Annotated in this window: 23 protein-coding genes and 1 tRNA gene; 11 read left to right on the top strand and 13 right to left on the bottom strand. The window is 66.3% G+C overall.

Annotated features, from left to right (window positions below; all coding sequences use genetic code 11):
• The first annotated feature begins 57 nt into the window (after window positions 1-57).
• The 3 genes from RH831_RS03910 to RH831_RS03920 are packed head-to-tail and all read left to right on the top strand — an operon-like array spanning window position 58 to window position 2,963.
• A complete protein-coding gene (locus RH831_RS03910) occupies window positions 58-1,173 on the top strand; it encodes a tRNA (guanine(26)-N(2))-dimethyltransferase (protein WP_310552956.1) in 1,116 nt (371 codons plus the stop codon).
• A 39-nt stretch (window positions 1,174-1,212) separates the two neighbouring features.
• Entirely contained in the window at window positions 1,213-2,391 is a 1,179-nt protein-coding gene (locus RH831_RS03915; RefSeq protein WP_310552957.1) for a YihY/virulence factor BrkB family protein, read from the top strand.
• Entirely contained in the window at window positions 2,388-2,963 is a 576-nt protein-coding gene (locus RH831_RS03920; protein ID WP_310552958.1) for a phosphatase PAP2 family protein, read from the top strand. Before RH831_RS03915 ends, RH831_RS03920 begins: the two co-directional genes overlap by 4 nt.
• Here the strand turns inward: RH831_RS03920 and RH831_RS03925 are convergent.
• Window positions 2,960-3,388, bottom strand: coding sequence for a DUF5788 family protein (locus tag RH831_RS03925; RefSeq protein ID WP_310552959.1), 429 nt, complete (start codon window positions 3,386-3,388; stop codon window positions 2,960-2,962). The two genes, RH831_RS03920 and RH831_RS03925, sit on opposite strands and share 4 nt — an antisense overlap.
• A gap of 42 nt (window positions 3,389-3,430) precedes the next feature.
• Complete coding sequence (gene glnA / locus RH831_RS03930) at window positions 3,431-4,804, bottom strand: type I glutamate--ammonia ligase (protein WP_310552960.1); 1,374 nt, start codon at window positions 4,802-4,804, stop codon at window positions 3,431-3,433.
• A 125-nt stretch (window positions 4,805-4,929) separates the two neighbouring features.
• On the opposite strand from glnA, the gene lrp reads away from it, so the two are divergent.
• On the top strand, window positions 4,930-5,391 hold the full coding sequence (gene lrp, locus RH831_RS03935) for an HTH-type transcriptional regulator Lrp (RefSeq protein WP_310552961.1): 462 nt from the start codon (window positions 4,930-4,932) through the stop codon (window positions 5,389-5,391).
• Window positions 5,392-5,880: 489 nt separating this feature from the next.
• On the opposite strand, the gene thsB is transcribed toward lrp, so the two are convergent.
• The 6 genes from thsB to citZ form a co-directional block, all read right to left on the bottom strand.
• Window positions 5,881-7,557 (bottom strand): thermosome subunit beta, encoded by a 1,677-nt coding sequence (gene thsB, locus RH831_RS03940; protein ID WP_310552962.1) that lies wholly within the window; start codon window positions 7,555-7,557, stop codon window positions 5,881-5,883.
• Window positions 7,558-7,712: 155 nt separating this feature from the next.
• A tRNA-Ser gene (locus RH831_RS03945) sits at window positions 7,713-7,793 on the bottom strand.
• Window positions 7,794-7,820: 27 nt separating this feature from the next.
• Window positions 7,821-8,030 (bottom strand): hypothetical protein, encoded by a 210-nt coding sequence (locus tag RH831_RS03950; RefSeq protein WP_310552963.1) that lies wholly within the window; start codon window positions 8,028-8,030, stop codon window positions 7,821-7,823.
• Window positions 8,031-8,039: 9 nt separating this feature from the next.
• Window positions 8,040-8,417: a Rid family detoxifying hydrolase gene (locus RH831_RS03955; protein ID WP_310552964.1), complete on the bottom strand. Its 378-nt coding sequence runs from the start codon at window positions 8,415-8,417 to the stop codon at window positions 8,040-8,042.
• Between the two features lie 52 nt (window positions 8,418-8,469).
• Window positions 8,470-9,681, bottom strand: a complete 1,212-nt coding sequence (gene ilvA / locus RH831_RS03960; protein ID WP_310552965.1) for a threonine ammonia-lyase — start codon at window positions 9,679-9,681, stop codon at window positions 8,470-8,472.
• A 253-nt stretch (window positions 9,682-9,934) separates the two neighbouring features.
• On the bottom strand, window positions 9,935-11,086 hold the full coding sequence (gene citZ, locus RH831_RS03965; RefSeq protein WP_310552966.1) for a citrate synthase: 1,152 nt from the start codon (window positions 11,084-11,086) through the stop codon (window positions 9,935-9,937).
• Between the two features lie 189 nt (window positions 11,087-11,275).
• On the opposite strand from citZ, the gene RH831_RS03970 reads away from it, so the two are divergent.
• The 3 genes from RH831_RS03970 to RH831_RS03980 are packed head-to-tail and all read left to right on the top strand — an operon-like array spanning window position 11,276 to window position 14,546.
• On the top strand, window positions 11,276-12,469 hold the full coding sequence (locus RH831_RS03970) for a TrkA C-terminal domain-containing protein (RefSeq protein ID WP_310552967.1): 1,194 nt from the start codon (window positions 11,276-11,278) through the stop codon (window positions 12,467-12,469).
• A 44-nt stretch (window positions 12,470-12,513) separates the two neighbouring features.
• Window positions 12,514-13,467, top strand: a complete 954-nt coding sequence (locus RH831_RS03975; protein ID WP_310552968.1) for a succinylglutamate desuccinylase/aspartoacylase family protein — start codon at window positions 12,514-12,516, stop codon at window positions 13,465-13,467.
• Complete coding sequence (locus tag RH831_RS03980) at window positions 13,467-14,546, top strand: pyridoxal-phosphate dependent enzyme (protein WP_310552969.1); 1,080 nt, start codon at window positions 13,467-13,469, stop codon at window positions 14,544-14,546. The genes RH831_RS03975 and RH831_RS03980 overlap by 1 nt, the downstream gene beginning before the upstream one ends.
• Here the strand turns inward: RH831_RS03980 and RH831_RS03985 are convergent, their stop codons facing one another.
• A complete protein-coding gene (locus RH831_RS03985) occupies window positions 14,547-14,732 on the bottom strand; it encodes a hypothetical protein (protein WP_310552970.1) in 186 nt (61 codons plus the stop codon). It lies immediately after the preceding gene.
• Between the two features lie 163 nt (window positions 14,733-14,895).
• A complete protein-coding gene (locus RH831_RS03990) occupies window positions 14,896-16,155 on the bottom strand; it encodes a tRNA(Ile)(2)-agmatinylcytidine synthase (protein WP_310552971.1) in 1,260 nt (419 codons plus the stop codon).
• A gap of 133 nt (window positions 16,156-16,288) precedes the next feature.
• Here RH831_RS03990 and RH831_RS03995 point away from each other — a divergent pair, with 133 nt between their 5' ends.
• The gene (locus RH831_RS03995) at window positions 16,289-17,251 is read left to right on the top strand and encodes a transcriptional regulator (RefSeq protein ID WP_310552972.1); all 963 of its coding nucleotides are present in this window, start codon (window positions 16,289-16,291) and stop codon (window positions 17,249-17,251) included.
• 208 nt (window positions 17,252-17,459) lie between these two features.
• Here RH831_RS03995 and msrB read toward each other — a convergent pair whose 3' ends face one another.
• Both msrB and RH831_RS04005 read right to left on the bottom strand, forming a co-directional pair.
• A complete protein-coding gene (gene msrB / locus RH831_RS04000) occupies window positions 17,460-17,888 on the bottom strand; it encodes a peptide-methionine (R)-S-oxide reductase MsrB (protein WP_310552973.1) in 429 nt (142 codons plus the stop codon).
• A 93-nt stretch (window positions 17,889-17,981) separates the two neighbouring features.
• Complete coding sequence (locus RH831_RS04005) at window positions 17,982-18,320, bottom strand: DUF5802 family protein (protein WP_310552974.1); 339 nt, start codon at window positions 18,318-18,320, stop codon at window positions 17,982-17,984.
• Between the two features lie 88 nt (window positions 18,321-18,408).
• Here RH831_RS04005 and RH831_RS04010 point away from each other — a divergent pair, with 88 nt between their 5' ends.
• From RH831_RS04010 to RH831_RS04020, 3 genes are read left to right on the top strand one after another with little or no spacing between them, the layout of a single operon-like run.
• Window positions 18,409-19,071, top strand: a complete 663-nt coding sequence (locus tag RH831_RS04010) for an ArsR family transcriptional regulator (protein ID WP_310552975.1) — start codon at window positions 18,409-18,411, stop codon at window positions 19,069-19,071.
• 35 nt (window positions 19,072-19,106) lie between these two features.
• Window positions 19,107-20,348, top strand: coding sequence for a Glu-tRNA(Gln) amidotransferase subunit GatD (gatD, locus tag RH831_RS04015; protein ID WP_310552976.1), 1,242 nt, complete (start codon window positions 19,107-19,109; stop codon window positions 20,346-20,348).
• Window positions 20,345-21,253 (top strand): GNAT family N-acetyltransferase, encoded by a 909-nt coding sequence (locus RH831_RS04020; RefSeq protein ID WP_310552977.1) that lies wholly within the window; start codon window positions 20,345-20,347, stop codon window positions 21,251-21,253. The genes gatD and RH831_RS04020 overlap by 4 nt, the downstream gene beginning before the upstream one ends.
• On the opposite strand, the gene RH831_RS04025 is transcribed toward RH831_RS04020, so the two are convergent.
• The gene (locus RH831_RS04025) at window positions 21,240-21,515 is read right to left on the bottom strand and encodes a ubiquitin-like small modifier protein 1 (RefSeq protein ID WP_310552978.1); all 276 of its coding nucleotides are present in this window, start codon (window positions 21,513-21,515) and stop codon (window positions 21,240-21,242) included. The genes RH831_RS04020 and RH831_RS04025 overlap by 14 nt on opposite strands.
• Window positions 21,516-21,539 lie beyond the last annotated feature (24 nt).

A 21,539-nucleotide genomic window follows, 5' to 3' on the forward strand; every position in this document is an offset into this window, starting at 1 on the left:
TGAAAGGCTGTCTGTTTGCCCCGGGCGGCTTTTCACGGTGTCGCCCGGAATCGGGGTATGAACCGAACCGAGGGCCAGGTCACCGTCGCGGTCCCCGAGCAACCCGACGCGGGCCGGTCCGACGCCGTCTTCTTCAACACCGATCAGGAGCTGAACCGGGATATCACGATTGCGGCCCTCACCGCCTACCGTGAGCGGGAGCCCCGCGTGGCCACCTACCTCGACGCGACGGCTGCCAGCGGGATCCGCGGGGTCCGGGCGGCGGCCGCCGGGTGGGACGTCTCGCTTGCGGACGTGGATCCCGACGCCGTCGATCTGGCTCGTGAGAACCTGGCCACGAACGACCTGGACGGGACTGTCTACCACCGCGACGCGAACGCGTTGCTCCACGACCAGGGAACACTCTTCGACGTGGTGGATCTGGACCCGTTTGGCTCGCCAATCCCGTTTGCTGATGCGGCCTTCGCGAACGCTCGCAACCTGGTCGCGGTCACCGCGACCGACACTGCACCGCTCTGTGGCGCGCACTTCGAGAGCGGGGTCCGTCGCTACAGTGCGGTTCCACGAAACACCGAGTATCACGCCGAAATGGGCCTACGCATCCTCCTGGGGGCGCTTGCTCGCACCGCCGCTCGCTACGACGTCGGTGTCACCCCGATCCTGAGCCACGTCTCCGATCACTACGTCCGGACCTACCTCGAACTGTCCCATCGGGCGACGGATGCGAACGCGGCGATCGACGAACTCGGCTTCGTCCATCACTGCCGGAATTGCGGCGCTCGTGAGACCGAATCGGGACTCGTCTCACACCCGCCAGAGGCCTGTGCTTACTGCGGGAGTGATTCGGTCGTGACCGCGGGGCCGCTCTGGCTCGGGCCGACCCACGAGGAGGAGTTCGTCGCGTCGACCGCCGCGGCCCTCGACGAGTCGATGGGGACGGCGACACGGGCCGAGCGGTTGCTCGACCGCCTGCAGGGCGAACTTGCCACCCCGACCCACTACGACCAGCACGGACTCTACCGCCGCTGGAACGAACCGGCGATCGGGATGGACGAGTTCCTGGAGACGCTGCGGGCGGCCGGCCACGCCGCCTCCCGGACCCACTACGGCGGGACGACGTTCAAGACCGACGCGACACTCGCCGAAATCGAGGCGGCCTTCGGGATGGCCTGATCGGTTGGGTATTTGAGACTGGCTCGCGAACGGTGGGCCATGGACCGTTCCGTGCTCTGGACCGTCCCGATAGCCGTCGTTCGGGAGGTGCAGCGGAGTCAGGCGACCTTTCTCGCTGCGGCCATTGCCTATTACGGGTTCGTCTCGATCATCCCGCTGGCGCTTCTGGGACTCGCCGTCGTCCAGACGTTCGGCGGACCGAGCCTCGAAACGGCACTTCAGGGGGCCGATCAGTTCCTCTCGCCGGCCGCCGTCGAGGTCATCGAGGGATCGCTCGCAGACAGCCACGGGAGTGGTGGGGCCAGTGCCGCCAGCCTGTTGATCCTGGCGTGGTCGGCCAGCAAGATCTTCAGGGGACTGGACGTGGCCTTCTCAGCGGTCGATGGCGTGGCCGTCGAGAAGTCACTCCCGGGACGGCTTCTCAACGCGGCGATCGTGTTTCTCTCGATTTCCGTCGCTCTCGCGGCATCGGCACTGCTGGGGGTCGTCATCCCCTACATCGAGTGGATCCCGTTTGCCGGGGTCCTGAGTCAGCTCAGTCTCCCCGGCGTGTTGACGATTGCTTTCTTCCCGATGTTCTACCGGTTCCCCGACATCGATATTCGTCCGCGGCAGGCACTGCCGGGGACGATCTTCGCGGCGATCGGCTGGGCGCTTCTGGCGACTGGCTTTTCGATTTACGCCACCTACGCCGGGAACTTCCAGCTCTACGGGGTCCTGGGGGCTGGACTCCTGCTTGTCTCCTGGCTGTATCTCGGCGGGATTATTATCATGGTGGGGGCAGTAGTGAACGTCGTGTTGGTCGGAGGACCCCCCGGTGACCGGGACGGAGCGACAGCAGAGACGGACAGCGAGCGGACCGAACCGGCCCCGGATATCGGCGAACTCGCCCGGGAGGTCGAGGGACTCCGGGCGGATCTCGACGAGAAGACGATGAGCCGGTCGGCGATCGAATCGGAGCTGAAAGCCTACGTCCGCAAGCGCCAGCGAAAGGGCAAGGCCACGGGTTGGGGGCCGTACCTCGTCTTGCTCTACGGGACGGCGATGACCCTGGGAGCGTTCTACTGGCTGCAGGGTGGCTGGGCCATTCTCGCGATGATCGTCGTGTGGCTCTCCACGCTGGGACTCTACGTGCAACTGGTGCTGTTCGGAATGGGTATCCAGGCCGCGAGCGTCCCCGGACGACTGCTCGAGGTCCTTCGGAACGCCCGCTCATGAGGGACCTCGGCGTAACCGAGGCGCTGGTCGCCCAGGTTCCGGAGCCGGTCGTCCCGCTGCTGGTGGTGCTCACCGCCTTCGGCGGCCCGAAACTGCTGGCTATCGCCTCGATCGGTGGCTCGGTGGGCGGGGTCTGGAGCGGTCGGATCGCCCCGGATACGGCCCGGCAATTTCTGGTGGCCGTGGCACTCGCCCTCTCGGCATCGATCCTGCTGAAGTACGGCTTTGGGCTGGGGCGACCGCCTGATACGCTGATGCTCGTTCCCGAGGACGGCTACGGGTTCCCGAGCGGGCACGCGACGGCGACGGCTGGGGTCGCGACCGCGCTGGTGGGCGTGGCCCGGTGGGAGGGCTACGGGCCCCACCTATTGGCCGCCCTCGCCGTGGGCATCATCGCCGCGACCCGGCTGCTGCTCGGAGTGCACTATCTCCCGGACGTACTCGCGGGGATTGCGGTGGGGGTGATCGTCGCAACGGCCGGACTTCGGGCCGCCCAGTTGCGCCCGCGGCGGACCCTCGCTGGAACTGCCGGCGTCGTCGCGGTCTCGCTTGCGGTCTGGGCGCTCTTCTAGTCGGTGAGCTGATCGACGAAGTCGACCCAGCGGCGGGTCCCGTCCACGTACTCCTCGTGGCTCTTTGCCTCCAGATCCGTCTCGGCGAGGTTCCCCAGGGCGATGATCGCCCGGTCCAGCCCGAGGATGTCCTGGACGAGGTTCGTCGCCTCCTGTTCGGTGAGCGATTCGGTTTCCAGCCGCTTTCGACGCTTTTCTCGCTCCGTCGAGAGGGTCTTTCGGACCGTCCGTACCGCTTCGCGGCGATCGGGCGGGATCGCGCCCTGTGATTTGGTCTCCAGAACGAAGTCCCGCAGGTCGAAGGGTTCGCCGTCGATACTGGTCGTCTCGGGAATGCGCTGGCCGATGGTGGCCGTCTGCCGGGAGATCCGTCCCAAAAGCTCCTGGCGACGGTCGTCGTCGATCTCCTCCGCTGAGTCACCCATTAGAAACCCGTAGGGCTCCGAGTCAGGCAGGTGTTTCGGTCCTCAGAACTTCTCGAGGTACCGGTCCAGTTCCCACTCGGAGACTGCGAGGTTGTACTCCTGGAACTCCTGGCGCTTTGCCTCGATGAACTTCTCGGTGACGTGTTCGCCCAGGGCCTCCTGGACGACCTCGTCTTCCTCCAGGGCGTCGACGGCCTGCCCGAGGTTCTCGGGGAGGGTCTCGATACCGTACTCCTCGCGTTTCTCCTCGTCGAACTTGTAGATGTTCTCCCGAACCGGGTCCGGGGCCGCTGTCTCCTTCTCCATCCCGTCGAGGCCGGCGTGGAGCATCACGGCGATGGCCAGGTAGGGGTTCGCAGCGGGGTCCGGCGACCGCAGTTCGATGCGGGAGGCCGCGGGGTGGCGGGCCGCGGGGATGCGCACCAGTGCGGTGCGGTTGACGCCACTCCAGGCGATGTAGACCGGGGCCTCGTAGCCCGGCACCAGGCGCTTGTATGAGTTCACGGTCGGGTTGGCGATGGCCGTGATCGCCGGGGCGTGTTCGAGGATGCCCCCGAGGAAGTGCTTTGCCTGCTCGGAGAGGCCGAACTCGTCGTCGCCGTCGTGGAAGATGTTCTCGCCGTCCTCGGTGAAAAGCGAGAGGTGTGTGTGCATGCCGCTGCCGTTGACCTTCGCGATGGGCTTTGGCATGAACGTCGCGTGGTAGTCGTGGAGTTCGGCGGTGGCCCGTACGACCGACCGGAAGGTCGCGATGTTGTCCGCGGTCGTCAGGGCATCGTCGTACTTGAAGTCGATCTCGTGTTGCCCGGCGGCGACCTCGTGGTGGCTCGCCTCGGTCTCGAAGCCCATCTCCTCCAGGTTGAAGATGATCTCCCGGCGCAGATCGGAGGCCAGGTCCTTCGGGCCCAGATCGAAGTACCCGCCAGCGTCGTGGGTCGTCGTGGTCGCGCGGCCGTTGCCGTTCTTCTCGAAGATGAAGAACTCGGGCTCGGGACCGACGTTGAGCGTATAGCCCATATCCTCGGCGCGGGCGATAGCGCGCTTGAGGACCGTCCGCGGGTCGCCGACGAAGGGCTCGCCGGTCGTGGCGTCGATGACGTCACAGATCAGGCGGGCCGCCTCGCCGCTCTTCTCGTCCCGCCAGGGGATGACCGCGAAGGTATCGGGGTCCGGCTCCAGGCGCATGTCCGACTCCTGGATGCGGACAAAGCCCTCGATCGAGGAGCCGTCGAAGTAGATCCCCTCGGTCAGGGCCTTCTCGGCCTGGCTTGCGGGGATCGAGACGTGTTTGACCGTCCCCATAATGTCGGTGAACTGCAGCCGCAGGAACTGAATGTTCTCCTGTTCGATCCGGTCCAGCACCGCCTGTTCGGCCTCCGTGATCCCGCCGTCGGGGTGAGATGCGCCAGTTGTCATTTGTTTCGACATCCAAGTCCAATACGTGAGGTTTTATAGCCCTATCGGTTGACTCAATTGCCTATTTTGGGATGATTTTTGGACAAACGTAAACTCATAAGGCGCTTCAGTTCCAATCAGGGTTCATGACCTACGAAAACCTCGATGCGGAACTGATCAACGAACTGCTCGCGGACGGTCGGGCCAGCCTGCGGAGCGTCGGCGAGTCCCTGGGTGTCTCGGTGACCACGGTCTCGAATCACTTACAGAGCCTGGAGGCGGCGGGGACGATCAAGGGTTTCGTTCCGGTGGTCGATTATGACACGCTCGGATACGACGTGACCGCAATCCTGCAGCTGAAAGTCGAGGGCGAGGCGATTCCGGAGATCACCGACCGGTTGAAGGCCGTCGACCGGATGATCACCGTCTATGAGGTGACCGGCGAGTTCGACATCATCGCGGTCGGCAAGTTCGAGGACACCGACTCGATGGACGAGATCATCAAGGAACTACTCGTCGAGCCGGCGATCAAGGAGAGCAATACCAGCGTGGTGCTGGCCGCACCGGTCGAGTGTGACCAGTTCGAGCTTCCGGTCGCGGAAGAGTAGGACTTCATCAGCCTAGCTGGCAGGTTTTCTCACCGACCAGATTGGGCTAGTTTATACTTGGAAACTAGCAATCAGCTATGAAACCTAACTTATTTCGAACAAATCTTTACCGTCGAAAGCAGAAAATTGCGGGTTTGGATGGAGTCCAGTCCCGAACGGTTCGACTGAATAGGGGGTGCGTTATTCTCCGCGAGCACTGAGTGCTCGCGGCCGCGCCCGCGGACTACCGCGCGGCCGCAGGCCGCGCGACAGGAGCAGGCGCGTTTTAGTGTGCTCAAAAAGCGGAGCTTTTTGGGATCCAGCAGGAGCTGCGCTCCTGCGCGACAGGTTTTGCCGAGGGGCGCCGAAGGCGCCCCGCAGAGCAAAACGTGTTCTTAGCTCACGGGCTGACGCCCGCTCGCTCGTTCGGAGAGACTCGCTTCGCTCGCCTCTCCCGACTCACGGGCAAACCGCGCCCGTTCGTCAGTTCGGAGCGGTCTTCGACCGCTCCTACATCGCGCCGCCCATGCCACCCATACCGCCCATGCCGCCCATACCGCCGCCCATGCCACCAGCGCCACCGTCGTCCTCGCCTTCGGTGGAGAGGTCGCCGGCGGAGATGATGTCGTCGATCTTCAGGACGAGGTTGGCGGCCTCGGAGGCGGAGCTCAGGGCCTGTTCCTTCGAGTGTGCGGGCTCGACGATGCCAGCCTCGAAGGTGTCCTCGATGTCGCCGGTGAAGACGTTCAGGCCGGCGCGCTGGTCGCCGCCCTCGTGGGCGGCTCGCATCTCGACCAGCGTGTCGATGGAGTCCAGGCCGGCGTTGCTCGCCAGCACGCGCGGGACGAGTTCCAGGGCGTCGGCGAAGGCCTCGACGGCCAGGGCCTCGCGACCCTCGACGCCGTCAGCGAAGTTCCGGACGCGGTCGGCCAGTTCGACCTCGATCGCGCCGCCACCGGGGAGCACGCGACCGTCGGTCAGCGCCTGGGAGGCGACGTCCAGCGCGTCGGTGACGCTGCGCTCGACCTCGTCGACGACGTGGTCGGTTGCGCCGCGGAGCAGGAGCGTGACGCCGTGGGCGCCGTCACCGCTGCCCTCGACGTAGAACATCTCGTCGGCCTCGTCCCGGGTGACCGAACCCGAGCCCAGGTCGGCCGCGGTGACCGAATCCAGATCGGTCACGATCGAGGCGCCGAGGACGTCCTGCAGGAACTCGATGTCGCTCTTGCGGGTCCGCCGGACCGCGAGGATGCCCTCCTTCGCGAGGAAGTGCTGGGCCATGTCGTCGATGCCCTTCTGACAGAAGACGACGTCGGCACCGGCCTCGGCGATCTGGTCGACTTTCTCCTGCAGCTGAGCCTCCTCCTTCTCCAGGAACTGCTGGAGCTGATCGGGGCTGTCGACCGACACGGTCGTGTCGGTCTCGGTCTCCTCGACCTCGATGGCCTCGTTAAGGAGCAGGACCGACGCGTCCTCGACCTCCGTCGGCATGTTGTCGTGGACGGGGTCCTTGTCGACGACGGCCCCGGAGAGCAGTTCGCTCTCGCCGATCTGTCGCCCGGTCTGGGTCTCGATCTCGACGTCGTTCAGGTCGACGACGGTGGAGCCGTCCTCGGCCTCGATGGCGACGGTCTGGAGCGCACGGTAGAGCAGATCCGAGAGAAGCTCCTTGTCGAGTTCGGTGCCCTTGCCGGTCATGGAGGTCTCGGCGACGCTGCGCACGAGATCCTCGTCGTCGGGGTCCACGGAGATCGCGACCTCATCGACCTCGGCGCGGGCCCGCTCGGCGGCCATATTGTAGCCCTTGATCACGGCAGTCGCGTGGATGTCCTGGTCGAGCAGCTCCTCGGCCTCCTTGAGGAGTTCGCCTGCGACGGCGACGGCGGTCGTGGTGCCGTCTCCGGCCTCGTCCTCCTGGGTCTCGGCGACCTCGACGATCATCTCGGCGGTGGGGTCGTCGATATCCATCTCCTGCAGGATGGTGACCCCGTCGTTTGTCACCGTGACGTCACCCATCGAGGAGACGAGCATCTTGTCCATCCCTTTCGGCCCGAGTGTCGTGCGTACCGAGTCCGCGACGGCGCGGGCGGCCGAGATGTTGTGCTCCTGTGCGTCCTTGTCCTTCATCCGCTGGGCGTCGTCCCCCATGATGATCATGGGCTGGCCCTGCATTCGTCGCTCTGCCATAGTCACGCGGCGATTGTTTGTCCTTCTATAAAAGGGTTCGGTATCGGGGTCGCCATACTCGATTTCGGCCCGCCCGTGACGAACGCATCGAACCGCGATTTTGGGGCCTCGAAGCCGTTACCGGTCGCTCCTGGCTCGTGGTGGGAACGTGAAAACGCCGGGACTGGGATTTGAACCCAGAACCCCAAAGGGGACACGCTTTCCAGGCGTGCGCTTTGCCATTCGGCCATCCCGGCCCGCTCTCCCCTAGTTGGGTCCCCGAATTAAACCTGTCTGTTTTGTGCCAGCCGTCCTTCCACCACGTAGCCGAGCCAGGCACTCACCGCGAAGACCGCGAGTGCGATCGGGAGCAACTTCGGCAGGCCCATTCCCAGTTCGATCGGGCCGAACAACCGCGTGGTCTGGGCGAGCACCAGGAACGTGAGCGCCCCGGCCGCCCCCCAGAGCAGACTCGCTCGGGTTCGAGGGTCCATCCGGCCGAGTTACTGGGCGGCGATGACTTCGATCTCGATTTTCGCGCCCTTGGGTACCTCGGCGACCTCGAAGGCACTGCGGGCCGGCGGGTTGTCCCGGAAGTACTCCGCGTAGGCCGAGTTCATTGCGTCGAACTCGTCGATGTCGTCCATCAGGACGGTGACTTTGAGCACGTCCTGCATCGTCAGACCCTCCTCGTCGAGGATGGCCTTGACGTTCTCCAGGGCCTGGCGGGTCTGGACCTCGATGGGCTCGTCCTCGAGCAGTTCCCCCTCGGCGGTCATGGGGAGTTGTCCGGCGGTGAAAACGAGGTCGCCGTTGGTCGTCGCCTGGCTATACGCACCGACTGCGGCCGGCGCTTCTGCTGTCTCGATGACGCGCTTCATGTTCTTCCACTCGCGGTGCGGGGCCTTAAAGCCAGGCAAAACCGGCCACCCTTCACGTTCGCACTTCGACCTGGAACCCGGCGTCCCGAAGCTTCGAGATGATCTCTTCGACGTGTTCGTGCCCACGGGTCTCCAGGTCCATCTCGATCTCCGTGGCGTCGATCGCGAAGGACTGGCGGGCCCGATCGTGGTTGATCTCGTAGATGTTGGCCTGGGCGTTCGTCACGATGTTGAGGAAGTCCCGGAGTGCCCCCGGCCGGTCTTTCATGACCGTCCGGAGCTTCACGAAGCGGCCGCGGTCGACCAGCCCGCGTTCGAGGACCGTCGTGAGCAGGTTCAGGTCGATGTTCCCGCCGCTGAGCACGGTCACGATCGTCTCGTCGTCCTCGATGTCGAACTTCTCGCCCAGCAGGGCCGCGATCGGCACCGCGCCGGCCCCCTCGACCAGGGTCTTCACCCGTTCGAGGAGCAGCACCATCGCGGAGGCGGTTTCGCTGTCGTCGACGGTCACGATCTCGTCGACCCGGTCGTCGATGATCGGGAGGGTGGTCTCGCCCACGGCCCCCGTCGCGATGCCATCCGCGATCGTGTCCACGGAGTCGAGTTCCTCGGTCGCGCCCTTGTCGAGGGAGTTCGCCACCGTCGCGGCCCCCTCGGCCTGCACGCCGATGACCCGGGTGTCTGGCTTTCGGGCCTTGATTGCGGTCGCGATGCCGCCGATCAGGCCGCCGCCCCCGATCGGAACGACGACGGTGTCGACCTCGGGGCAGTCCTCGACGATCTCCAGGCCGATCGTCCCCTGGCCGGCCTGGACGGCCTGATCGTCGTACGCGTGCACGTAGGTGCGATCGGAGTCCTCGGCCAGTTCGTGGGCCCGCTCCTGGGCGTCCGCGTAGTCCTGGCCGTAGAGTTCGATCTCCGCGCCGTAGCTCTCGGTCGCGTTGACCTTCGAGATCGGCGCGAACTCGGGCATGACGATCAACGCCTCGACCCCGCTGTGTTTCGCAGCGAGGGCCACGCCCTGGGCGTGGTTGCCCGCGCTCGCAGTGATGACCCCGCCTTCTCGCTCTTCCTCGGTGAGACTCCGGATTCGGTTTGTCGCACCGCGGATCTTGAACGAGCCGGTTCGCTGGGTGTTCTCCAACTTCAGCCGCACGTCAGCGCCCGTCATCCGGGAGAAGGTCCGCTGGGACTCGAGACTGGTCCGCAGGGCCACGTCATCGACGCGGTCCCGGGCCGCCTCGACATCGGATAGGCTGAGCATATCCCGCCTAAGCCACAGGGGTTGTTAACGGTTTGTGATGGGTCAGGATATGGGACGGACCGAGCGTTGGCACTCGGAAGATGAAAGGAAGGGGGGAACGGAGGGGAGGTGTGACCCGCATTTGGGTTATTGTCCCGGAGTGTCTTAATTCATTCCCATGCGTGGTGAAAGTGAAACGGGCCCGAATTCGGGTGTTTGAGCCGTTCTATCTCGATTGTCTGACTTCTGTCACGCGATCGCGCGGTCGCCCCGACTACCGCTCCTCGATCGGGACGAACTCGCGGCGATCGGGCCCGATGTAGCGCCCCCGGGGCCGGATGAGCTTGTTGTCCTCCTGGTACTCCAGGACGTGCCCGATCCAGCCGGTGCTCCGGCTCATCGCGAAGATGGCCGTGAACATGTCCAGTGGAATCCCGAGCTGGTAGTAGATCGCGCCCGAGTAGAAATCGACGTTCGGGGCGACCCCCTTCTCCGGGAGGCCGACCTCCTCGGTGAGATGGGTCTCTAGATCCTCCAGGTATTCGAGCCAGTGGCAGTCCTCGGTCCGGTTCGAGAGCCGCCGCAGCTCGGATTCGAGGATCTTCGCCCGCGGATCTCGTACGTTGTAGACCCGGTGACCCCAGCCCGGGATGCGCTCGCCGGAGTCCAAAAGCTCCTTGATCCACTCCGTCGCGGTCAACGGGCCCTCGTCGATCTCCAGGAGGGCCTCCATGACGTCCTGGTTGGCCCCGCCGTGGAGTGGGCCCGAGAGTGCGGCGACCGCCGCCGTGACGCTGTTGTACACGTCAGCCAGGGTCGAGCCGACGACCATCGCGGTGAAAGTCGAGGCGTTGAGCCCGTGGTCGGCGTGCAGGGTCAGCGCCTTGTCGAAGATCTCGGCGTCGACCGGGTCAGGTTCGGTGCCATGCAGCATGTAGAGGAAGTTCGCTGCCAGTCCCAGGTCCTCGCGGGGCTCGACGGGCTCTTTGCCCCGCCGGAGCCGATCGAAGGCCGCGAGCACGGTCGGGAACTTCGCGGAGATCCGCCGGCCCATGTGCCGGGCCGCCTCCAGATCAGTCGGGTCACTACCGGTGGCGGGGTCCTCGGCCGAGAGCATGGAGACCGAGGAGCGCAGCGCCGAGATGGGCCGCTCGCCGGAGTCGGCCAACAGCTGGAGCAGGTCGATGATTCCCGGTTTCACGGCTCGGGCCTCTCGCATTTCGGCTTCGAAATCCGCCAGTTCTGTGGCGGTCGGCAGGTCTTCGTTCCAGAGGAGGTAGAGTACTTCCTCGTATGTTGCCTCCTCGGCCAGCGCTTCGATCGGATAGCCCCGGTAGTAGAGTTTCCCTGCGTCGCCGTCGATGTCGCTGAGGGCGGACTCCGCGACCAGGACTCCTTCGAGGCCCTTCTTGAGCTCGGTTGTCATGGATGTCGTTACCTTCCGGGGTATGGCACAGGATGGGGTATATCTTTCGTGATCGACTCGTTTGGGGGCAGACAAACGTCCGAATTGTGGTCGTTTGGACTCAATTTTTGAACGTACGTCTAATCGAGATGGAAGTTTTGCCGCGGATCGTCCCGTATCCTTTTTGCCCGGTGGCCTGAACTGTCGGGCATGGTCGGCCGCGTCGAGTACGAACCCGCGAGCGTGAAAGACCTCCTCGTGGAGATGAAAGACACCGCCGAACTCCTCATCGATCTCTCCTATTCCGCAGTCCTGCATCACAGCGAGGCGATCGCAGAGGAAGTGCTGGCACTCGAGGAACGGATGGACGTGTTGCAGATCCGGGCCCGCATGAGTCTCATGCTCGCGGCTCGCAACCCCGAAGACGCCGAGTCCCTCGCCCCAGTTCTGGGAATCACGGGGGCCGCAGAGAAGATCAGCGACGCGGCGGGGGACATCGCGAAGGTGGTCCTCGATGATATTGGACTCCCGGAGAACATGCGGGCCTCCCTGCCCGTCGCGATCGAGACTCTGGTTCGGACCAATGTCGTCGAATCCTCGCCGTACGCGGGGCACACGCTCGCGGGCCTCAACCTGGAGACCGAAACTGGGGTCCGGGTGATTGCCATCCGCCGGGGTGGCGATTGGGTGCTCAATCCGTCCCGGGAGACCCGGCTGGAAGCCGGCGACGTACTCCTGCTCCGCGGCCCGGAGGCGGGCATCGCCGAAGTCGTCGAGACCGCTTCAGGCGAGTCCTACACGGCCCCCGATATTCCGGACGTGGCGGACGCGGACCTCGATCGGGCGGTCAACTCCCTGGTCCTGATGAAGAACATGAGCGAGTTGGCCGTCGACCTGGCCTACGGTAGTGTCCTTTACGACAGCGTGCCGCTGGCCGAGGAAGTGATCGAACTGGAGGCCGAGGTCGACGCACTGAAGTCCCGCTTCGAGGCCTGGACGCTTCGAGCGGCCGCCCAGTCCGCCGACCCGGTCTCGCTGCGGGGGCTGGTTCACATCGCCCAGAGCACGGAGATCATCAGCGACGCGGCCCTGGAGATCAGCGAGGGAGTCATTCGGGGGCTCGACTCTCACGTCGTCGTCCAGGAGGCCGTCGAGGAGTCCGACGAGGTCCTCACCCGGACCACCGTCGAGGCCGGGAGCGAACTGGACGGGACGACTCTCGGCGAGCGCGCGGTCAAGACCGAGACCGGCATGCGGGTGATCGCCGTGCGACGACCGAGTGACGGCAGCGACGACTGGGAGATCCAGCCGGGCCCGGAGACGGCCATTCGGGCGGGCGATGTCCTGTTGGCCAAAGGGACCCGGAGTGGGGCGGACAACCTCGCGGCGTTGACGGCCGCGTGACCGGACCGAACGCTACAAGGGCTCCCCGGACGCCGTTCGTACCAATGCAATCGCTGGGTACGGCACAGGCGGCCCCGGGGGAGATGGACACCGGCCGACTGGTCGTCGGCGAGGCCCGCGACGGATCGGAAGTCGGGCTCCCCGTCGCCGTCATCAACGGTGCCAGTTCGGGGAAGACGCTCTACCTGCAGGCTGTCAGCGACGGCGACGAACTCAACGGGCTCGGGGTGCTCACTCGCTTGCTCCCGCACCTCGATCCGGCCGAGATCGCGGGGACGATCACCGTCGTCGCCATCGCGAACGTCTATGGCTTCCGGGTGGCCGAACACCGCAACCCCATCGACGACACGAAGCTGAACCGGGCCTATCCCGGAGATCCGGACGGGAGTTCCTCGGAGCGTATCGCCCACGCCACCTTCCAGGCCGCGACCGACGCGGACCTGGTCGTCGATCTCCATCAGGGTTCGACGAGCCAGATGATCGACGAGACGCGGGTGCGGTGTGGTCGCCACCACCGCCAGCACGACGCCTGCCTGGAGCTCGCCCAGGTGTTCGACGCGGGCCACGTCCTCGACCAGAAAGGGCCGGAGGGCCAACTCGCCCGGGCCGCCCCGGACGCCGGCGTCCCGGCCATCGACCCCGAACTCGGCGGGACCGTCGGCTGGGACGAGTCGAGCATCGAGGTTGGGGTGCGCGGGGTCCGGCGGGTCCTCGAGCACTACGGCTTTCTCCCGGGAGATGCGGCCCCGAAAGACCAGACCCGTGCGACCGGTTTCGACCGCTACGGGTCGCCCGTCGGGGGGCTGGTCCACCTCCAGCAGGAGCTGGGGACGCCGGTTCAGCCCGGTGATCCGCTGTTCACGGTGACCGACCCCCTCGGGACGGAGAAGGCCCGGGTCCACGCCGAGAATTCGGGGATCTTCTGGCGGGCCCGTCGTCTCCCGCAGGCGGCCACTGGCGAGTACGTCTGCTCGGTGGGGACGGGGATCGAACGCTAATGGCCCCTGGACTGGTTTGCCCGGCCTGTGGCCGCCAGTACGATCCTGGTCCGGACGAGCCCTGGCGCTGTGACTGTGGCGCGCCGCTGGAAATCGATGTGACGCCGGCGTTTCCGGATGATCCGCCCGCGTTCGATCGGGACCAGGGGCTCTGGGCGTTTCACTCACTGCTCCCCGTCGAGCGGGCGGTGAGTCTCGGCGAGGGATTCACGCCCCTCGTTGAGGCCCCGGACTGGAACGTAGATTTCAAACTGGAGTATGTCTCCCCCTCGGGAAGTTTCAAGGATCGCGGCGCGACGACGACACTCTCGCGGGCGGCCGCCCTGGGCGTCGAGCGGATCGTCGAGGACTCCTCCGGGAACGCGGGAGCGGCCATCGCCCTGTACGCGGCCCGGGCCGGGATCGACGCCGAGATCTACGTCCCCGAGGGCGTGAAACCCGCGAAGCGGGCAGCCATCGCTGGCACGGGGGCGACGGTCGTGGAAATCCCCGGGGATCGAGCGGCCGTCAGCGAGGCTGCCAGATCGGCCGTCGAGTCCGGGACGGGCTGGTACGCGAGCCACGCCTGGAACCCGGCCTTTTTCGCCGGGACGGCCACGACGGCCTCCGAGATCGTCGCCCAGCGGGGCGGGTCGGCCCCGGACGCGGTCGTCGCCCCGATCGGGCACGGCACGCTCTTTCTCGGCCTGTTTCGCGGATTCGAGGCGATGCACGCGGCTGGCTGGATCGACCAGCGCCCGCGACTGCTGGGCGTGCAGGCTGCGGGGGTCGCCCCGATCGCGAAGGACGCTTCGGGGGCCAGAAACGACTTCGCAGATGGCATTCAGATCGCCGAGCCGGCCCGAAAAGCGGAGATCGAGCGGGCCATCGAGGCGACCGACGGGGACGCGATCGCCGTCGGCGAAGCCGAGACTCGGGCCGCCTGGAAGGCCCTTCACCGCGCTGGCTTTCACGTGGAACCGACGAGTGCAGTGGCCGTCGCTGGGCTCGAAACGTACCGCGAACGTGACCTCGACCCGGCCGCCGAAGTCGTGGTGCCACTGACCGGGAGCGGACTGAAAACGAACCCCGACGCGTAACTATCGCATCTCTGTGAGATCGACGAAGGCCCCCTCCTCGGCGGTGATCCACCGAGTCAGCAGGTCGTCCTCGTCACAGATCGAGGGGAAGAGTGTACACTCCGCGCCCTGCGAGTAGTCCTCGATCCGATGGGCGAGGTCCCCACTCTCCCTGTCCCCCTCGTACGCGCCGGAGTGATGGGACATACCATAGTATACGTGGGCCGGGGATATGTAAGTACACGTTACACTATCACATAAATGCGTTTCGAGGGCGGAATCCTCGCGTCGTCATGACCGCTCTCTCCGTCGCCATCGTCGGGTTGGGTCGGGAGTCGGACGATCGTCGGACGGCCTTTATATGGTGCCCTCAGCGCTCGGGATGTGTCGGCGCGTCGAACCCACCTCGCACGAGTGGTTTCGCGATGTGGCGGCGCGCACACGGGGGTACCTCGTACCAGCCCCGCGAGAGGTCCCGCTCGATCAAAGCGAGTTCCTTCGAGTCGGTACTGGTGTTGCAGTCCCGACACCGGTAGCCCTGGTCCGCGCCGGCACTCTCCATCCGTCGCCCACAGTCCGGGCAGGTCGGCGTCACCGCCCGCTGCCTGATGAGGTCCCGGACGGCGAACTTCTCGAGTTTGAGCGTTCCGTCCGTTACCTCGCCGGCGACGGTGATCCGGTCGCCGACCCGCAGCGCCCGGACGCGGTCCCGGAACCGTTTCGTGGGCTCGAAGGCCACACAGGGGAGCCGATCGGTGCCGTCCGCGATCGCGGTGAAGACGTGGCCGCCGGCCCGGGTCTCCGGGGACTCGATGACCCGGCCAGTCACTCGATAGGCCCGGCCGTCCTCGATGCCCCCGATCGCGGCGTCCCGCAGGTGGCTGTCGGTCCCCTGGTTCGTCTCGAAGAGGGCCTGCGCGTGGACCGGTTCGCTCTCGATCCCGGCGGCCAGGGCGGCGACCGCGTTGGGTTCGTCCCCGCGGATGCCGTACAGGATCGGCCCCGGCGCGTTGGGCACACAGACTGGCTCACCCTCGCCCCGGTCGACGGTGTCCCAGGCGGTCGGGTAGAACTGGTCGGCCGCGTCGAAGACCGAGTCGATCTCGATCGACCGCTCGGTTCCCCAGCGCCCGGGGTCGCGGTAGGCGATGTACTCGTAGGTCCAGCCCTCGAAGGCGGCACTGACACCGATCGCGGCCAGCGCACCGATCGTGCCCCGGGCTTGCTTCCAGCCGGCGTGGCTGTAGCCCGCGGCCTCGATACGGTCGATGGCCGTCTCGCGATCGAGCACCTCGCGGATGGCCCGACGACCGAACTGCTGTACTGCCTGATCGATTGGCTCCTCGGCGACGACGACCCCCGGGTGCGTGCGCTCGTCTTCGAGTTCCGCGAGTCCGTCGATGACCTCGCGGGCCGTCGCCAGCGCGAGGTCGGGAGCCGCGTCGGTGTGGATGGCCAGCGCGGCGTTCCCCCGGGTCTTGTGCTCGACTGCCGGGTTGAGCCGGATCAGCCGAAGCCGATCGATCCTGGCCCCGGCCCGGCGAAGCCGCTGGGCGACCCGCGTGGCGACGTAGGTCGTACACATCCCCCGTTCGCGGGAGTCGGTGTCGTCGAGTCCGAGGACCGTCACGCCCGGCGCTTGGGGGTCGATCGGCTTAAGCGGTCCGCGACTTGCTTGTTTGTGGTCCACCCCCGAAATCGCCCGCGTCCGGCGGTCCTGCGCCCGCAACGCATTTAGGGAACGAGTTCCCTACCTTTCCGTAATGACTCGATCGGCGCTCATCGACAACATCACCGCGATGCTATCCGACGCGGGGTTCACGGTGAGCGACCGGTGCTCGACGCGCCCGAAGAGCTTCGATCTGGCTGCGAGACGCGACGAGGACCTCCTCCTGGTGAAGATCCTGGGGAACATCGACGCCTTTGATGGACCGACCGGTCGGGAGATGCGCCGTCTGGGCACGTATCTCCGTGGAACCCCGATGGTCATCGGCCTGCGGACCCGCGACGAGGACCTCGATCCCGGGGTTGTCTACTTCAGACACGGCGTGCCCGTGCTCAACCCCGACACCGCGATGGACCTGTTCGTGCACGGGGTGCCGCCGCTGATCTACGCCGCCCCGGGTGGGCTCTACGTGAACATCGACGGGGACATTCTGGCCGACGAGCGCGAGGAGCGTGGCTGGAGTCTGGGACGACTGGCGACCGAACTGGGCGTCTCCCGACGGACCGTCTCCAAGTACGAGGACGGCATGAACGCGAGCGTGGAGGTCGCCGCCCAACTGGAGGACCTCTTCGAGCAGGAGCTCACCAGCCCCGTCTCCGTGCTCGACGGTGCCGAGGACATCCGCGACGCCGAACCCACCCCGGAGGACCCGGACGTCGACCCCGAGGACCGTCCCATCGTCGCGATGCTCACCCGGGTCGGGTTCGACGTTCACCCCACCGTTCGCGCCCCGTTCAAGGCCGTGAGCGAGGATCGGGATGGCACGGCCCCGGTGCTGACCGGCCACTCGAAGTTCACCGAGGCGGCGGTCAAGCGCGCCCGGATCATGGGCTCGCTGCGACAGGTCATCCACACGCGATCGGTCTACTTCGTCGACGAGGCCGACTCCGAATCGATCGAGGGCACCGCGATCATCGAGCGAGATGAAGCCGAAAAAGTCGATGACGCGACGGAGTTCCGGGACCTGATCGCGGCCCGTGGCGGTTCGCCCGAGCCGTAGCTAGCTGGTTCTTTTCGTTCGAAAATGGGGGCGGCCAGGGGTTGAGGGGAGAGGAAGGCCACGCCCCATACCCGGCACAGCGCCTGCCATACCAGGTATTCCGCCAATCTCTGTGCAGGGGGTATAATAGTTTCTACTTTCCGACACGCTATAGACGGTTCCCGAGGCACCATGAACGCGAACCCGGCCCCACGAGCGGGCCGACCCCTCAGGTGTCGGTTTCGGCGGCCTCGTCCGGGTCGAACTCCAATGCCACCGAGTTGATGCAGTAACGCTGGCCGGTCGGCTCCGGGCCGTCGTCGAAGACGTGGCCCAGATGCCCGCCACAGGTGCCACAGCGGACTTCGATCCGCTCCATGCCGTGGCTGGTGTCCACTTCCGTCTCGATTCGGCCCGCGGCGGCCACGTCGTAGAAACTCGGCCACCCGGAGTTCGAGTCGAACTTGTGCTCGCTCTCGAAGAGCACGGTGTCACACCCGGCACACCGGAAGACACCTGGCTCGTCGACATCGAGGAGGTCGCCGCTGAACTTCGGCTCGGTGCCCTGTTCCCGGAGGATCTGGTACTCGGCGTCGGTCAGGACCTCGCGCCACTCGGCTTCGGTGCGCTCTTCCGGTGGTGTCTCAGGGGTATCCATGGCTGTGATGAGGGGCTGCCCGAGGAAGTACCTGCGGCTCGGGCGGTCTCTCGCCGCTTTACGCTAACTCACGTTCAAAACCCGCCGCTGGTCTCAGACCGCCCCGAAGTCGACCAACCGCCTGGCGTGGTCGGCCTTCGCGAGCAGCACTTCCCGGAGTTCCGGCGGGTGTTCGACGTTCGCCGATTCGAGGATGGACTCGGGCACGGCGAGGGCCCCTTCCGGAATCGTGCGGTCCGGATGCACGGCGAAGTGACTGTTCTCGAGCTTCATGACCAGCGGGCGATCGAGTCGCTCGACCCCGTCACCCGTTGCGTAGAGTTCTCGATTGACGCTCTCGTGCTGGGCTTCGTGCAGGACGGCCTCCGTGCCCGGTGCCGGCTCCACGTAGAGCCGACCGAGGTAATACCCGCTCGAGAACGGTGCGAACATGCGTGTTATCATCTGGCATGCTCGGCCATAAGTCCGTCGCCGGGTGGCACAGACATGCTTTTCCCCGCCGATCCCCGAAATCGGGTATATGGACTCCGGGGCGCTCCTTGATCTGCTCGGCAACGAGAACCGCCGGCGGATCCTGCGGCTCCTCGCTCGCAAGCCCAGTTACGTCACGGAGATCAGCGAGTATCTCGACGTGAGTCCGAAAGCGGTCATCGACCACCTGCGCCGCCTGGACGAGGCGGGCCTGGTCGAGAGCCACGTGGATGAGCGCCGTCGGAAGTACTTCCACATCGCCCAGAACCTCCGCCTGGAGGTCCAGGTCTCGCCCTACGATTTCGCGGCGAAAAGCGCCTATCCGGCCAGCGCGGATCTGGATCTGGGCCGGTGTTCACACCTTCAGGTCCTGACCGAATTCGACGAGGCCACGGACGTGGGTACGCTGGCCACGAGCCTCGACGATCTCCGGGCGCTCGAACGCGAACTCTCCATGGCCCAGCGGTGGGTCCAGGGCCGACTCACGGAGGTCCAGGCCGAACTCACCCAGACGATCGACGGGGAGAACGGCGGCCATCTCAACGCGGAAGTGCTCGGTGCGCTGGCCGGCGGCAAGCGGTCCACGGTGGGGCTCGCCCGCGAGGTCGAGATCCCCGAACAGCTGGTCGAGACGGTGCTCTCGCGGCTGGCAAGCGAGGGCGTCGTCGAGCAGGTGGGTCGGAAGTGGCAGATCCGCCGCGACCGGGAGTAGGTGCTTTCAAGGGTCGAGCCCGATTACGCCCGTTCATGAACCCAGGGGACCGCGTCCGCGTCAAGCGGGCAGGACAGGACCACGAGGGTATCGTGATGCCCTCCTCGACGGCGACACATCTCGTCGTCAAACTGGAGAGCGGGTACAACGTCGGTGTGGATCGGGCGGCAGCCACGGTCGAGGTCCTCGAAGCTGACGTCTATGACGTCGCCGAGTCGGACACCGAGGAGACCTCCACCGTCGAGTTCGACGCGGACCTGCCGACGATCTCACTTTTGACCACCGGCGGGACCATCGCCTCGACGGTCGACTATCGGACCGGGGCGGTCACCGCGCAGTTCGACGCCGAGGACGTGCTCCGGGCCGTCCCCGAACTGGCGGGCATGGCGAACTACCGCGGCCGGGTCGTGCGCAACATCCTCTCGGAGAACATGACGCCGGGGGTCTGGCAGGACCTGGCGGCCGAAATCGAGGCCGAAATCGAGGCCGGGGCCGACGGCATCGTCGTGATGCACGGCACGGACACCATGCAGTATACGGCCAGCGCGATCTCCTTCATGCTCGATACCCCCGTGCCGATCGTCTTCACCGGGAGCCAGCGCTCGGCCGACCGGCCCTCCTCTGACAACGTGGTCAACGTCGTCGGGGCGGTCCAGGCGGCCAAGGCAGACGCCGCGGAGGTCATGATCGCGATGCACGCTACCGAATCGGACGACCGGGTCGCGCTCCACCGGGGGACCCGCGCCCGGAAGAATCACACCTCCCGCCGGGACGCCTTCGAGACGGTGGGTGGTGAGCCACTGGGACACGTGGACTACGAGACCGGCGAGGTAACCTTCGACGGCCCCTATCGCAAGCGGGGCGAGCAGGAGCTTTCGGTCACAAGCGCACTCGAAACCGAGGTCGAACTCGTGAAGTTCACCCCGGGGATGGATCAGACCTGCCTGTCGATGGTCCGCGAGAAGGAGGGCGTGGTGATCGAGGGCACGGGGCTGGGCCACGTCCACACCGACATGATCGAGCAGATCGACGAGCTAACCGACCGAGGGACGACCGTCGTCATGACCAGTCAGTGTCTCGAAGGCCGGGTCTGTGACCGGGTGTACGACACCGGTCGGGACCTCCTGGAGGCGGGGGTCATCGAGGGCGAGGACATGCTCCCGGGAACGGCCCTCGTGAAGCTCATGTGGGTCCTCGCGAACCGGGCCGACGTGGAAAGTGCGATGCAGACCTCGCTTGCGGGCGAACTGACCGACCGATCGGTCCCCTGGATATGAGGATTCGCCCCGCCCGCGAGACGGACCAGGACGCCATCGCGGCGTTCACCCAGGACACCTGGGAGCAGTACGAGGGCGGGGATTACATCAACCACATTTTCCCGAAGTGGGCCACTCAGACGAGGCCGGACCAGCAGACCTTCGTCGCCGAAGCGGATGGCACGCCGATCGGCCTGATTCGCGCGGTCCTGCTCTCCGATCACGAGGCCTGGTTTCAGGGGCTGCGCGTCGATCCGGCCCATCGTGGCTCCGGGGTGGGCGAGGCCCTGACCGACCGGGCCTTCGAGTGGGCGCGTGAGGCCGGCGCGACCGTCGGCCGGGCGATGGTGTTCTCCTGGAACGTGATGGGCCTGGGGCTTACCCGGGCCGCGGGCTTCGATTCGGGCGTGGAGTTCCGGTGGGGCCACCCGGAACCAGATCCCGCGGCCGAGGTCGAGGGCACGGTCCGTCGGGAGCCGAAGGCGGCCTGGACCTACTGGCAACACGCCCCGGAGCGGGACACGCTCGACGGCCTGGGGCTGGACAGCGAGGTCCCGTGGGCGCTCTCGGAAGCGACTCTCGACGATTTCCAGTCGGCTCGGGCGGCCGAATCGGTGCTTTCGATCGACCGTGAGGGGGTCGTCGCCACGACCTATCGGGCCCGTGTAATCGAGCGTGAGGCGGGCGATCAGTCACGGACCTGGGCGGAGTACGGTCTCGCGGCCTGGGAGGACCTGACTGCCGCTGCGGATCTCTTTGCTGCGATCTCGCGTGACGCAGCGATGGCCGGAGCCGACCGGGTTCGTGTGTTGCTTCCCGAGACGCCTCGCGTGGTCGGGGACGCCGCGGCTCACCGGATCGAACTGGCCGACAATCCCGATTTCGTGGTTCGGGTCGATCTGACCGGGCCAACTACCCGCCGCTGACCGGCGGGAACAGCGCGAGTTCGTCCCCCGACTCGACCTGGGTCCCGAGCCCCGACTCACGGTCGGCCACGGACTCGCCGTTCAGCAACAGGTTGACGTGATCGGCCACCTCGCCGTCGGCCAGCACGCGGTCCCGGAGCGCCGGATGGGACTCGAAGAGTGCCTCGAGGGCGTCCTCGACGGTCGGTTCGGGGGCCGGATCGACGGCGACCCGCTTCTCGCCGGCCGTCTCGGCGAGGTCGGCAAAGAGCTTCCACTCCATACCCGGCGTTCGGGCCGGCCGGCA

Source organism: Halodesulfurarchaeum sp. HSR-GB (assembly GCF_031432215.1).
Classification (GTDB): Archaea; Halobacteriota; Halobacteria; order Halobacteriales; family Halobacteriaceae; genus Halodesulfurarchaeum.

Bases quoted from the DNA above. Each gene is read 5' to 3' on its own strand.
- gatD (WP_310552976.1), top strand. From the start codon at position 19,107: ATGAACCCAGGGGACCGCGTCCGCGTCAAGCGGGCAGGACAGGACCAC.
- RH831_RS03980 (WP_310552969.1), top strand. From the start codon at position 13,467: ATGGCCCCTGGACTGGTTTGCCCGGCCTGTGGCCGCCAGTACGATCCT.
- RH831_RS04025 (WP_310552978.1), bottom strand. From the start codon at position 21,515: ATGGAGTGGAAGCTCTTTGCCGACCTCGCCGAGACGGCCGGCGAGAAG.
- glnA (WP_310552960.1), bottom strand. From the start codon at position 4,804: ATGACAACTGGCGCATCTCACCCCGACGGCGGGATCACGGAGGCCGAA.
- RH831_RS03955 (WP_310552964.1), bottom strand. From the start codon at position 8,417: ATGAAGCGCGTCATCGAGACAGCAGAAGCGCCGGCCGCAGTCGGTGCG.
- RH831_RS04010 (WP_310552975.1), top strand. From the start codon at position 18,409: ATGGACTCCGGGGCGCTCCTTGATCTGCTCGGCAACGAGAACCGCCGG.
- msrB (WP_310552973.1), bottom strand. From the start codon at position 17,888: ATGGATACCCCTGAGACACCACCGGAAGAGCGCACCGAAGCCGAGTGG.
- RH831_RS04020 (WP_310552977.1), top strand. From the start codon at position 20,345: ATGAGGATTCGCCCCGCCCGCGAGACGGACCAGGACGCCATCGCGGCG.
- RH831_RS03925 (WP_310552959.1), bottom strand. From the start codon at position 3,388: ATGGGTGACTCAGCGGAGGAGATCGACGACGACCGTCGCCAGGAGCTT.
- RH831_RS03915 (WP_310552957.1), top strand. From the start codon at position 1,213: ATGGACCGTTCCGTGCTCTGGACCGTCCCGATAGCCGTCGTTCGGGAG.
- thsB (WP_310552962.1), bottom strand. From the start codon at position 7,557: ATGGCAGAGCGACGAATGCAGGGCCAGCCCATGATCATCATGGGGGAC.
- RH831_RS04005 (WP_310552974.1), bottom strand. From the start codon at position 18,320: ATGTTCGCACCGTTCTCGAGCGGGTATTACCTCGGTCGGCTCTACGTG.
- RH831_RS03950 (WP_310552963.1), bottom strand. From the start codon at position 8,030: ATGGACCCTCGAACCCGAGCGAGTCTGCTCTGGGGGGCGGCCGGGGCG.
- ilvA (WP_310552965.1), bottom strand. From the start codon at position 9,681: ATGCTCAGCCTATCCGATGTCGAGGCGGCCCGGGACCGCGTCGATGAC.
- citZ (WP_310552966.1), bottom strand. From the start codon at position 11,086: ATGACAACCGAGCTCAAGAAGGGCCTCGAAGGAGTCCTGGTCGCGGAG.
- RH831_RS03995 (WP_310552972.1), top strand. From the start codon at position 16,289: ATGACTCGATCGGCGCTCATCGACAACATCACCGCGATGCTATCCGAC.
- RH831_RS03920 (WP_310552958.1), top strand. From the start codon at position 2,388: ATGAGGGACCTCGGCGTAACCGAGGCGCTGGTCGCCCAGGTTCCGGAG.
- RH831_RS03975 (WP_310552968.1), top strand. From the start codon at position 12,514: ATGCAATCGCTGGGTACGGCACAGGCGGCCCCGGGGGAGATGGACACC.
- RH831_RS03910 (WP_310552956.1), top strand. From the start codon at position 58: ATGAACCGAACCGAGGGCCAGGTCACCGTCGCGGTCCCCGAGCAACCC.
- lrp (WP_310552961.1), top strand. From the start codon at position 4,930: ATGACCTACGAAAACCTCGATGCGGAACTGATCAACGAACTGCTCGCG.
- RH831_RS03970 (WP_310552967.1), top strand. From the start codon at position 11,276: ATGGTCGGCCGCGTCGAGTACGAACCCGCGAGCGTGAAAGACCTCCTC.
- RH831_RS03985 (WP_310552970.1), bottom strand. From the start codon at position 14,732: ATGTCCCATCACTCCGGCGCGTACGAGGGGGACAGGGAGAGTGGGGAC.